Genomic DNA, 11189 nt, shown 5'->3' on the forward strand with positions numbered 1-11189 from the left:
CCTTAGCGCACGCTAGCAGATTGCAATCGCACTCAAAGCGCAAACTGCTGATATCCGCAACCGTCGCAGGCGCGGATTTTCGGTTCGGGGTCATGGATCTAGTAGCCGTAGCCGCGCGCCATCGCCGCTGCGAAGACCGGGATCAGCAGGAAGATGAAGGCTTCGGCGCGGACATGGGTTTTCACCGCAGCCAGTTCAGCGGCCGGCACGGCGAAGGCGGGATTGGCGACTGCCTGCCTGTTCCAGGAGACGAAGCGGACAGTGGGGACGATCGACAACAGGCCGACGATGGCGAAGGCCGCCATCTTTGCCCAGAACACCCAGTTGTAGACGTAGAATTCCCAGCCTTTGAGGCCGTAAATGACGCGGCCGATGCCGACAATGATGATCAGCATGGCGATGATGCCATAGTGGCGGTCGATGCCGACAAGGCGTCGGAGCGTCGTTGCCGGCAATTCGCCGCAGGTCAGGACAAATTCGGCACCGATGATGCCCGCCAGCGAAAACACCAGCAGATGATGGATGATGGCCAGCACGAGATCGGTGGTGTCCATGCGCCTTCTCCTCCGTCGGACAGTATGCGCCGGTGCGCTGAATCAGCCCCCGGCGAAAGGTAGCATCGTTCGACAAAATTCCCATAGCGGGCTTGCGTCGGCGATCCGGCTGTCGCCCTCCGCACGGGCGTCGTCTGGAGTCGGCTTAGCGCTGGAAGGTGATCTGCCCGGCCTTGGCTCTTGTTCGGTGCAGACAAGTTGCTAAGCACTGCCAACTTTCAATTTGCACATGATCCCTTCCAGAACCGGGAGCGGTTCCGGGGTCATGCGCAGCGAGGCAGGACCCATGGACAATTCGAAAGCAGCCGGCGTGCCGGTCCTCGAGACAAAGCGCACTTTTCTGCGGGCGCACCGGCTGGATGATTTCGACAGCTATGTCGCCATGTGGGCCGATCCGGCCGTCACCCGTTTCATCGGCGGCAAGCCGCGCACGCGGGAAGAAAGCTGGATGCGCTTCCTGCGCCATGCCGGGCTGTGGTCGCTGCTCGGCTATGGCTTCTGGGCGATCGAGGACAAGGCGACCGGCCGCTTCATCGGCGAGGCCGGTTTTCATGACCTGAAGCGCGATATCGAGCCGTCGATCGAGGGCGTGCCTGAAGCAGGCTGGGCGCTGGCTTCGAACGCGCACGGCCAGGGTTTCGCCAGTGAGGTCGTGGGGCGGATCGTTGCCTGGGGCGACGAGACATTCGGGCGCGCCAGAACCGTGTGCATCATCGATCCGGAAAATACCGGTTCGCTGAATGTCGCGGCCAAATGCGGCTACAGTGAAGTGCTGCGAACCACCTATCACGACGCCGCGACCATCCTCTTGGAACGGCGGCCTTGAGTACAGGCCATCATGTGAACCCGGTCAAGCGGAGTTGAGGCTTTCCACGCGTTCCGCGCCGGCGTCGCTGGCCGCCAGTTCAAGCACTGAAGCATCTTCGCCGAACGCGCGGGTGGCGCGGGCGGCTGCTTCGATGAGCGGCTGCTTCATGCGCTGGAGAAAGGCCACGTCGACGCGCGTGCTGGGGCCGGCCAGCGTCAGGACGCCGAGCAAGACGCGCCCCGGCCCGAACACGGGCGCCGATACGCCCGCCGTCTCTGGGTCGCGGTCGCCGACCGTCAGATAGTGATAGGTTTCGCGGATCGTTTCGTAAGGCTCGCCCTGCTGGCCGGAAAATGCCGCAAGCACACGCCCGCCCGAACCGGCCAGCAAGGGCAGCACGTCGCCTTCCTGTATGGTGTAGCGAATGGGGTGCTTGGATTCGACACGATAGAGACAGGTGCGGACATCGCCCGAGCGGACATAGAAGGCGACGCTTTCCAAACTCCGTTCGGCCAGGTCGCGCATGATCGGCAGCAGGACGTCGCTTGCCACCACCGAACGCTGGTAGAGCGTGCCGAGCCGGAAGGTCGCCGGCCCGACGCGGTAGCGGCCATCGTCGAGACGCTCCAGCAACTGCCCGCGCAGCAGCGAACTCGCCAGCCGCAGGATCGTGCTCTTGTAGAGGCCGGTGCGCGCCGCGATTTCGGCCAGGCTGAGCGACCGGTCGGCCGCGGCAAAGGCGTCGAGAATGGCGATCGCGCGATCAAGCGCGGCAACGCCATCGGCTGACGCCGGTTTGGACCGCGCTTGCGTCATCTGCGACGAACTCATTTCATTTCCGGTCAGGTGAAACCCAACAGAACGATCATGCCTCATGCTGAATGTTCTGTCTAGTAGAACATCGTTCCTGTTGACAGAACGGAATAAAAATAGCAAGAATTTTGCCGAGCGGGTCTGAATTCAGGCTACGTTTCTGGCGGGCACCGGAGGAGGTGTCGTGATTTGGAGGAATCCCATGCTGAACAGACGCAGATTTTTAATGAGCACCGCTGCGGCGGGCGCGGCCGGTTTCGCGGCGTTGCATCTCTCGCCCGCTTTTGCGCAGGACGCGCCGCAGGTCCAGATCTTCGTGCCGGCGGCGCCGGGCGGCGGCTGGGACCAGACGGCGCGCACGATGGACCAGGTGCTGCGCAGCGAGAAGCTGATCTCCGGCTCGCAGATTACCAATGTCGGTGGCGCCGGCGGCACGGTCGGCCTGCCGCAGTTCATCAACCAATGGAAGGGCAAGGGCAATTCGATGATGGTTGCCGGGATGGTCATGGTCGGCGCCATCATCGCCAACAAATCCGCCAACAATCTCACCGAAGTCACGCCGATCGCCCGGCTGACCGGCGAGTTCGAAGCGCTGGTGGTGCCGGCGGCCTCGCCGTTCCAGACAGCAGCCGATTTCATTGCGGCCCTCAAGGCCGACCCGACCAAGGTGCCGGTCGCCGGCGGTTCGGCCGGCGGCTCGGACCACATCCTGTTCGGCCTCATCGCCAAGACGGCCGGTGTTTCGGCAACCAACCTGTCCTACGTGCCTTTCGCAGGGGGGGGCGAGGCGCTGTCGGCGCTGCTCGGCAACCAGGTCGCTGCCGGCATCTCGGGCTTTGGCGAGTTCTCCGAGCAAGTCAAGGCGGGAGCGCTCAGGCTGCTCGCCATCTCGGCCGACAAGCCCCAGGAAGGCATCGACGCCCCAACGCTGAAGGAAGCCGGCATCGATGTCGAACTGTTCAACTGGCGTGGCGTCTTCGCGCCGCCCGGCGTTTCCGACGCCGACAAGGCGGCGCTGGTCACTCTGGTCGAGACCATGGCCAAGAGCGACGCATGGGCAACGGAATGCAAGAACCGCAACTGGACGCCGATCCTGCTCACCGGTGACGACTATGCCAAATTCGTCACCGAGGACACGGCCCGCATCGGCGCCGTCCTTAGGGATCTCGGCCTTGCCTGATCTCCCGGAGGGGCGGCTTGCGCCGCCCCTCCGACATTTCGCCAACCGCATGGACATGTGAGCCATCGCGAGGGAGACTGCGGTGGAAGCCGGCTGGAGGATGCCGGCCATCCTGGGAGGACATTCATGAGCACCAGCGACCAGCAGGCGCCGCCACCGCGCCTTGCCGTACCCGAACTGCTGATCGGCGTCGGGCTTCTGGCCTGTGCCGCGGCGGTAGCCTGGCAGACCCTGGCGATCCCGGTGTCGCCGCTCTATTCCAAGGTCGGTCCGACCGTGTTTCCCTACATCACCATGACGGGAATGGTGATCCTTTCCCTCCTGCTCATTGTCGCCGCGCTGAGGGGCGGCTGGCAGCCGGAGGAAGAAAAGGAAACGCCGACCGACTGGAAGGCGATGGGCTTCGTGGTTGCCGGGCTGGTCGCCAACCTTTTGCTGATCCAGCCGCTCGGCTTCACCGCCGCCTCGGTGATCATGTTCGTTCTCATCTGCCACGGTTTCGGCAGCAGGCACCCGCTGCGCGACGCGTTGCTTGGGCTGATCCTGGCGCTGGCGGCCTATTTCGGCTTCGCCAAGGCGCTTGGCGTCAATATCGGCGCCGGCTTCATCGAGAACCAGTTGAATACGGTGATCAACGCGATCATCGGCATTGTGAGAGGGTGAGGCGATGGAGACCCTCAATCAGCTCGCGCTTGGATTTTCGGTCGCCTTCACCCCGGTCAATCTCATGTGGTGCCTGGTCGGCACCACGTTGGGAACAGCGATCGGCGTGCTGCCCGGCCTCGGGCCGGCGCTGACCATCGCGCTGCTTTTGCCGATCACCTACCAGGTGGCGCCGGAAGCGTCCTTCATCCTGTTCGCCGGCATCTACTACGGCGCCATGTATGGCGGCTCGACGACCTCGATCCTGCTCAACACGCCGGGCGAAAGCGCCACTATCGTCACCGCGCTGGAAGGCAACAGGATGGCCCGCTCCGGCCGTGGTGGCGCGGCATTGGCCACCTCGGCGATCGGCTCCTTCGTCGCCGGCACCCTCGGCACGTTGGGCGTCGCCTTCCTGGCGCCGGTCGTCGTCAAGTTCGCGCTGGCCTTCGGTCCGGCCGAATATTTCTCGCTGATGGTGCTGGCCTTTATCACCGTCTCTGCGGTGCTCGGCTCGTCCTCGGTGCGCGGTCTCACCAGCCTGTTCATCGGCTTTGTCATCGGCATGATCGGTGTCGACCTGCAAACGGGCCAACCGCGCTTCACCTTCGGCATGAGCGAACTGCTCGACGGCGTCGACGTCATCATCGTCGCGGTCGGCCTGTTCGCTGTCGGCGAGACGCTCTATATGGCCTCGCGCCGCTATGCCGGCAAGGATGAGATCGTGCCGTTGAAGGGCTCGCTCTACATGACCGCGGCCGAATGGGGGCGCTCCTGGAAGGCATGGCTGCGCGGTGCCGCGATCGGTTTCCCGATCGGCGCCATGCCGGCCGGCGGCGCCGAAATCCCGACCTTCCTATCCTACGCGATCGAAAAGAAGCTGTCGAAACACAAGGACGAGTTCGGCACGGTCGGCGCCATCGAAGGCGTCGCTGGGCCGGAGGCCGCCAACAATGCCTCGGCCGCCGGCGTGCTGGTGCCGATGCTGACGCTCGGCCTGCCGACGTCGGCCACGGCGGCGATCATGCTGTCGGCCTTCCAGAGCTACGGCATCAATCCCGGGCCGCTGCTGTTGACGACGCAGGCCAATCTCGTCTGGGGCCTGATCGCCAGCCTGTTCATCGCCAACGTCATCCTCGTCATCCTCAATCTGCCGCTGATCGGACTGTGGGTGCGGCTCCTCAAGATCCCGGCGCCGCAGCTTTATGCCGGCATTCTGGTGTTCGCTACGGTCGGCACCTATGGGATTTCGCAATCGCCGATCGATCTCGTCATCCTCTATCTCCTGGGCGCTGCCGGTTTCCTGATGCGGCGCTTCGATTTTCCGACCGCGCCGGTGATCATCGGCATGATCCTCGGGCCGCTCGCCGAAACGCAGTTCCGCCGGGCGATGACCATCTCGAACGGCGACTGGTCGGTGTTCTATACGCACAAGCTGTCGCTGACGCTGCTGACACTGGCCTTCATCGGCCTGCTCGGGCCGCATATCTGGGCCTACATTGAACACCAGCGCAGGCGTGGACCGGAGCATGTGCCCGGCGATGCCTGACCTGTTTGTGAGATAATGACCGACCTGCTTTCCGGAATTCGCGTCCTCGACCTGACCAATGTTCTGGCCGGCCCTTACTGCGCCTATCAGCTGGCGCTGCTCGGGGCCGACGTGATCAAGGTCGAAGCGCCGCAAGGCGGTGACCTGGCGCGCCAGCTCGGCGCTTCGCCCGACCTCAACAAGGTTGGGATGGGTGCTTCGTTCCTGGCGCAGAACGCCGGCAAACGATCGGTGGTGCTCGATCTCAAGCAGAAAGCCGACCGCGAGCGCTTCCTCGATCTGGTCGCCACGGCGGACGCGCTGGTCGAGAACTTCCGGCCGGGGGTGATGGACCGGCTGGGCCTCGGCTACGCCAGGCTGAAAGAGGTCCGGCCCAGTCTTGTCTATTGCGCGATATCGGGCTTCGGCCAGACCGGGCCGATGCGCGACAATCCGGCCTACGACCAGATCATCCAGGGGCTTTCCGGAATCATGAGCATCACCGGCACGCCGGAGACGGCGCCGCTGCGTGTCGGCTATCCCGTCGCCGACACGCTGGGCGGACTGGTTGGGGCTTTCGCGATCACTGCCGCACTGGTGAAGCAGAAGACAAGCGGCGAGGGCGCCTTCCTCGACGTGTCGATGCTTGAATGCACGCTTTCCGCACTCGGCTGGCCGGTTTCCAACTATCTGACGGCCGACGTCGAGCCGCAGCCGATGGGCAATGAGAACATGACGGCGGCGCCTTCCGGCGCGTTTCGCACCGGCGACGGCCTGCTCAACATCGCCGCCAACAAGCAGGAGCAGTTCGTTACGCTCTGCCGGCTGATCGGACTGCCGGAGCTGGCGTCGGACCCGCGCTTTGCCGAGCGCGAGACGCGCAAGCGCAATCGCGCTCTATTGAAGGTGCTGATCGAGGACACGCTGGCCAGCGCCCCGGCCGCCGCTTGGGAGGAGAAGCTCAATCGCGCGGGCGTGCCGGCGGGCCGGGTGCTGACGATCCCGCAGATGCTCGAGGAGCGGCAAGTGACCCTGCGCGAGATGACCACCCGTTTCGATGGCGTGTCTGGCATGGACCGGCCGCTGACTGTGGTGCGCGGCGGTTTCATGGTCGATGGCGCGGCACCCTTGCCGGCCAGGCCGCCGCCGGCGTTGGGCGAGCATATGGACGAAGTCTTTTCCGGCTTGCCGCCGAGGATCAAGACAAAGGCACGGGCATGAGCGATGCGGAGAAGAAAACCGGGCGCGAGCGCGGCGAGGAATGGTGGCAGACCGACATCATCGAGATGCGCCCCGGCGTGATCCGGCTGCGCGGCTATGAGATCCAGGAACTTATCGGCCGCGTCAGCTTCCCGGCGATGATCTGGCTGATGCTGCGCGGCGAATTGCCCAGCGAGGAGCAGGCTGCCTTACTCGGTATCGCGCTCGGTGCGGCGGTCGACCATGGGCCGCAGGCGCCGTCGATCGCCATTGCCCGCATGGCGGCCACTTGCGGCGTCGGCATCAACAGCGCCATGGCCTCGGCCATCAATGTGCTCGGCGACGTGCATGGCGGCGCCGGCGAGCAGGCGCTTGCCTTCTACGGCGACATCGCCGCGGCGCAGGATGCGGGGTCGCCGCTCGCCGATGCCGTCTCGGCGCGGCTCGACCGTTTGTTCGCCGAGGACAAGGGCTACGTGCCGGGGTTTGGCCACCGCTTCCATCCTGTCGATCCGCGCGCGCCGCGCTTGCTTGAAGTAACTCGCGATTTTGCCGTGCGCGGCGTCGTCAACGGTCGCTTCGCCGACATCGCCGAGGCTGTCGAGGCCGAGATGGCGCGGCGCAAGGGCAAGAAAATTCCGCTCAACATCGACGGCGCCACCGCTGTCATCTACGGCGAACTCGGTTTTCCGCCGCCGCTGACCCGCGGGCTTTTCGTGCTGTCGCGCTCTGTCGGCATCCTGGCGCATGCGTGGGAGCAATCGCAGCAGAGCGACCGCAACAAGGGGCCGCTGCCGCGTGAATGGCTGTGGGCCTATACCGGCACGCCGCAGCGGGCTTTTCCAGGAGTGGATGAAGAGGGCCGGTGAGGCGAGGCCTTATGTGCCGTAGTTTGGGTCAGGGGCCGGCTCGGAGGGTGGTTCCGGAATCTTCAGGTCTCTCAACAGCGTCGACAGTTCGGGCTCGTCGATGAGCAACGCCGCCTCTTCCGGCGTCAGCCAGGCCCGTTGCCGGCTTTCCGCTTCCTGCCAGTTGGTGAGTTCCTCCGTCACCGCCAGCAAATAGACGATGACGTCGACGCGCACGAAGCGATTTTCAAGCCGTTTCCAATAGGAATATATGCCGGCCGGTTCCTTGAGGGTCTTGCCGAGGACCCCGGCTTCTTCCTGCGCCTCGATCGTGGCTGCCTTGCGTCCGCTCTTGCCCTTCATCGGCCAACCCTTGGGCACAATGAAGCGCCTGGTCGCGCGCGAAGTGACCAGCATTACCTCGACATTGCCGTATCCGTTCAGCCGAAAGGGAATAGCCGCGACCTGGCGCATCCTCTCGCCTCTTCTTGCCTTGCGTACGGCCTTCTTGTTGGTGGCTGCCATTTGCAAAACCCCAGTCGAGGCAGCGCCCCTGTGAAACGAATTTCAGGTTCGTCACACCAGACGGCACGCACCTCAAGCCCATAAGTCGGCTAAATAACTGGAAAACGTCAGTCTGTCAGCGACATGTGCTGACAAAACTGCTTCCCGACGGCACCAACTGGCAAGTCGGCTTCACCTGCGGCACCACCGGCCGCTGCTGCGGCACGATCTGGCGATCCTGGGCACGGAACTGCTGTTGCTGCTGCTGATATTGCTGCCGCTGCAGCCTGTTTTGCAATATCTGCAATTCGTTTTGCTGGATCAGCGTGTTGCGGTTGTTGACGGTCTGCGCCGCGGCGGACGAGGCTTCGCCCGACAACGCACCCATTGCCAGCATTGCCGACATGAAAATCGTTGAAATACGAGGCTGCGACATTGTCCATTCCCGCGCCAAAAAGAGACACCCTTATATAGGGCGTCTGTCCGCTGATGCCATGGTCAAGGTCCGATCGTAGCGGAATCGATGCGCTTACCGCCAGGACATAATATTCGTAAATACTAATATGCTGGCTATCCGATCGAAGCATTACCGTCATATGACGACTATGAAAGGCCAGACGTTTCGGCCAGTGTTCTTTGCGCAACACTTCGATTCCATCTGGCGGAAGGTCAACAAATCGATTCCATCCGGCGGATGTTAATGTATTCTAATGAAGCTGGCGCTTGACAGACGAATCAACGGCGTTGGCGATAATGCGTTGAGTTTTATTATAAATATCCAGCATTTTTTACTGCCTAGGCAGATCTGGCGGCGGCGGCGGACTCAAGGAGGGGTTGGGAACGGCGCAATCTAGGGGGAAAGTGCATGGCTTTGTTCTCAAGGCATTCCGCGCGGCGCGGGGTCATTGGCGAAGAGCCCATTTCGGCGGACGGCCCGACCGGCATCATCTCACAGGAAAAAACTGGATCGGCACGGGAAATCGCGCTGCGGGCGAACCGGCGCATTCTGCCAAACCGTCTGGCGCTGCTGCTCGGCGCGACAGCACTGGCCGGGCTCTTTCCTCTTTCTTCCGGCATCGTGCACGCGCAGGTGTTGATCCCTCAAAACGGGGGCAACGGAGGCAATGGCAGCGGCTATGATGGCGACGGCGGCAATGGCGGCGCGGGTGGCAATGCGGTGCACGTCAACAACCTCGACCAGAACGTACCCGCGCCGGCTCTGCCCCAGGTCAGCGCCTACGATGTCACGGCCGACGGCGGCAATGGCGGCAATGGCGGATACGGCACTCTGTTGCTCGTAGGCAATGGCGGCGAGGGCGGCAATGGCGCCGCCGCCGGAAGCGCCACAGCCACCAACACTGCCAGACTGACCACGGCAGGAACCTTGCATCACGGCATGATCGCCACAGCCACGGGCGGCCGGGGTGGCAATGGGGGTGGCAGTGGAGGGCTTTTCTTTGCGGATGAGGGCGACGGCGGACGTGGCGGCGCCGGTGGCAACGCCTCTGCGACCGCCACTGTTTCGAGCATAATCGAAACCGCCGGAGCGAATTCGATTGGGATAGTCGTCGACGCGAGCGGCGGCGATGGCGGCACCGGGGGCAATGCGGTTTCCGCCGGATACGCCAATGCAGGCGAGGGTGGCAACGGGGGGCATGCCGGGACAGCGAGCGGCAGTAACGCCGGCTCGGTGACTACGTTCGGGCAATTCTCGTATGGCATGCTCATTCGCTCGGCCGGCGGCAAAGGCGGCGACGGGAATAAAACCTCAGTGCTTTTCGCGGGCTCCGGCAGCAATGGCGGGGCGGCGACCCAAGGCGGCAATGCTTCGGGTGACAATTCCGGCTTCATCACGACCCATGGAGAATCCGCCAGCGGACTGGTCGTCCAGTCGATTGGCGGCGCCGGCGGCGATGGTGGTGGTGCTTTCGGGCTGTTTTATGCGGGGGGCGGATCCGGCACCGACGGAAATAATGGCGGAGAGGCCAGGGCGGTCAACACCGGCAGGATCACGACCTACGGAGCCAACGCAATCGGCATGCTGGTTGAATCGATCGGCGGCGGCGGCGGCAATGGCGGTGGCGCCGGGAGCGTTTTCGTTTCCACTGGCGGTAAGGGTGATGGCGGTGGCAATGCGGGAGCTGTGATTGCCGGCATCGGCGGCGAAATCAACACCGGCGCGGACGACAATGGCGGCGACGGCGCAATCGGGGTCCTGGCCCAATCGGTGGGCGGCGGCGGCGGCAATGGCGGGTACGCAGTTGCGATTGGGAGCTCTGTGGCGGCAGTTGCGATAGGCGGCGGCGGCGGCAATGGCGGGTACGCAGTTGCGATTGGGAGCTCTGTGGCGGCAGTTGCGATAGGCGGCAGCGGCGCGGCCGCCGGGAACGGTGGCAACGTCACCGCCAACCAGGCTGGAAACGGCGTTATCGTCAACACAAACGGCCGGTCGGCGATCGGCATGCTTGTGCAGTCGGTCGGCGGCGGCGGCGGCAATGGCGGCGGCGCGATCGCCGCCGGCGGCATTGCTTCGGTCGCCATCGGCGGCTCGGGTTCACGAGGCGGCAACGGCGGTGAGGTGCGCTACAACATCGGCAATGCCAATGTCACCACCAGAGGCGCGGATTCCGCCGGTGTGATTGCACAGTCGGTGGGCGGCGGCGGCGGCAATGGCGGGTTCACGGTAAGCGTTTCTCTCGGGGTTGCCGTCGGTGTCGGCGGTGGCGGCGGTACTGGCGGTAATGCCAGCCTGGTCGACGTTACCAGCGGCGGTTCGATCGAGACCTCCGGCGAACGATCCGCCGGGTTCATCGCGCAGTCGATCGGCGGCGGCGGCGGCAATGGCGGATTCAATATCGCCGGCAGCCTTGGTGCGACGATCGGCGTCGGTGGCAGCGGGTCCGCGGGCGGCAATGCCGGTGACGTGATTTTCCGTACAGCTGCTAGTGTTGTGACTCTAACGCTTGTTTTGCGCGAGTGATCTTTTCGAGGATTTGGCCTGCGGATTTGGTCCAGACGAATGGCTTGGGCTGAGCGTTGTGCTGATCGAGATAGTCCATGATTGCAGCCTCCAGTTCGCCGACGTTTTTGAACACGCCGCGCCGGATACGCT

The 11189-nt window shown here is 64.0% G+C and carries 11 protein-coding genes; 7 read left to right on the top strand and 4 right to left on the bottom strand.

Going from position 1 to position 11189, the window contains the following annotated elements; translation table 11 throughout:
• Positions 1-98: 98 nt before the first annotated feature.
• A complete protein-coding gene (locus tag MESS2_RS11130) occupies positions 99-554 on the bottom strand; it encodes a DUF2214 family protein (protein WP_008874316.1) in 456 nt (151 codons plus the stop codon).
• 286 nt (positions 555-840) lie between these two features.
• On the opposite strand from MESS2_RS11130, the gene MESS2_RS11135 reads away from it, so the two are divergent.
• Positions 841-1380 carry a GNAT family N-acetyltransferase gene (locus MESS2_RS11135; protein ID WP_008874317.1) on the top strand — a complete coding sequence of 180 codons (540 nt, stop codon included), beginning with the start codon at positions 841-843 and terminating at the stop codon, positions 1378-1380.
• A 24-nt stretch (positions 1381-1404) separates the two neighbouring features.
• On the opposite strand, the gene MESS2_RS11140 is transcribed toward MESS2_RS11135, so the two are convergent.
• Positions 1405-2193 carry an IclR family transcriptional regulator gene (locus tag MESS2_RS11140; protein ID WP_008874318.1) on the bottom strand — a complete coding sequence of 263 codons (789 nt, stop codon included), beginning with the start codon at positions 2191-2193 and terminating at the stop codon, positions 1405-1407.
• A gap of 184 nt (positions 2194-2377) precedes the next feature.
• Here MESS2_RS11140 and MESS2_RS11145 point away from each other — a divergent pair, with 184 nt between their 5' ends.
• The 5 genes from MESS2_RS11145 to MESS2_RS11165 all read left to right on the top strand — a co-directional run bounded on the left by MESS2_RS11145 (position 2378) and on the right by MESS2_RS11165 (position 7594).
• Complete coding sequence (locus tag MESS2_RS11145; RefSeq protein ID WP_008874319.1) at positions 2378-3355, top strand: Bug family tripartite tricarboxylate transporter substrate binding protein; 978 nt, start codon at positions 2378-2380, stop codon at positions 3353-3355.
• Positions 3356-3481: 126 nt separating this feature from the next.
• Complete coding sequence (locus tag MESS2_RS11150) at positions 3482-4018, top strand: tripartite tricarboxylate transporter TctB family protein (protein ID WP_008874320.1); 537 nt, start codon at positions 3482-3484, stop codon at positions 4016-4018.
• Positions 4019-4022: 4 nt separating this feature from the next.
• On the top strand, positions 4023-5546 hold the full coding sequence (locus MESS2_RS11155) for a tripartite tricarboxylate transporter permease (RefSeq protein WP_008874321.1): 1524 nt from the start codon (positions 4023-4025) through the stop codon (positions 5544-5546).
• Between the two features lie 15 nt (positions 5547-5561).
• Positions 5562-6746: a CaiB/BaiF CoA transferase family protein gene (locus MESS2_RS11160; RefSeq protein ID WP_008874322.1), complete on the top strand. Its 1185-nt coding sequence runs from the start codon at positions 5562-5564 to the stop codon at positions 6744-6746.
• Positions 6743-7594, top strand: a complete 852-nt coding sequence (locus MESS2_RS11165) for a citryl-CoA lyase (protein ID WP_008874323.1) — start codon at positions 6743-6745, stop codon at positions 7592-7594. Before MESS2_RS11160 ends, MESS2_RS11165 begins: the two co-directional genes overlap by 4 nt.
• Positions 7595-7603: 9 nt before the next feature.
• On the opposite strand, the gene MESS2_RS11170 is transcribed toward MESS2_RS11165, so the two are convergent.
• Together MESS2_RS11170 and MESS2_RS11175 are read right to left on the bottom strand one after the other, a co-directional pair.
• A complete protein-coding gene (locus MESS2_RS11170) occupies positions 7604-8098 on the bottom strand; it encodes an NUDIX hydrolase (protein WP_008874324.1) in 495 nt (164 codons plus the stop codon).
• Between the two features lie 115 nt (positions 8099-8213).
• Complete coding sequence (locus MESS2_RS11175; protein WP_008874325.1) at positions 8214-8465, bottom strand: hypothetical protein; 252 nt, start codon at positions 8463-8465, stop codon at positions 8214-8216.
• Positions 8466-8942: 477 nt separating this feature from the next.
• Between MESS2_RS11175 and MESS2_RS11180 the strand changes: the two genes are divergently transcribed.
• Positions 8943-11057 (top strand): hypothetical protein, encoded by a 2115-nt coding sequence (locus tag MESS2_RS11180; RefSeq protein ID WP_008874326.1) that lies wholly within the window; start codon positions 8943-8945, stop codon positions 11055-11057.
• Positions 11058-11189: the final 132 nt, after the last annotated feature.

Source organism: Mesorhizobium metallidurans STM 2683, from assembly GCF_000350085.1.
GTDB lineage: Bacteria > Pseudomonadota > Alphaproteobacteria > Rhizobiales > Rhizobiaceae > Mesorhizobium > Mesorhizobium metallidurans.

Coding starts and splice junctions, on each gene's coding strand:
- MESS2_RS11175 (WP_008874325.1), bottom strand. CDS start 8,465: ATGGGTGCGTTGTCGGGCGAAGCCTCGTCCGCCGCGGCGCAGACCGTC.
- MESS2_RS11145 (WP_008874319.1), top strand. CDS start 2,378: ATGCTGAACAGACGCAGATTTTTAATGAGCACCGCTGCGGCGGGCGCG.
- MESS2_RS11150 (WP_008874320.1), top strand. CDS start 3,482: ATGAGCACCAGCGACCAGCAGGCGCCGCCACCGCGCCTTGCCGTACCC.
- MESS2_RS11160 (WP_008874322.1), top strand. CDS start 5,562: ATGACCGACCTGCTTTCCGGAATTCGCGTCCTCGACCTGACCAATGTT.
- MESS2_RS11140 (WP_008874318.1), bottom strand. CDS start 2,193: ATGAGTTCGTCGCAGATGACGCAAGCGCGGTCCAAACCGGCGTCAGCC.
- MESS2_RS11170 (WP_008874324.1), bottom strand. CDS start 8,098: ATGGCAGCCACCAACAAGAAGGCCGTACGCAAGGCAAGAAGAGGCGAG.
- MESS2_RS11130 (WP_008874316.1), bottom strand. CDS start 554: ATGGACACCACCGATCTCGTGCTGGCCATCATCCATCATCTGCTGGTG.
- MESS2_RS11135 (WP_008874317.1), top strand. CDS start 841: ATGGACAATTCGAAAGCAGCCGGCGTGCCGGTCCTCGAGACAAAGCGC.
- MESS2_RS11180 (WP_008874326.1), top strand. CDS start 8,943: ATGGCTTTGTTCTCAAGGCATTCCGCGCGGCGCGGGGTCATTGGCGAA.
- MESS2_RS11155 (WP_008874321.1), top strand. CDS start 4,023: ATGGAGACCCTCAATCAGCTCGCGCTTGGATTTTCGGTCGCCTTCACC.
- MESS2_RS11165 (WP_008874323.1), top strand. CDS start 6,743: ATGAGCGATGCGGAGAAGAAAACCGGGCGCGAGCGCGGCGAGGAATGG.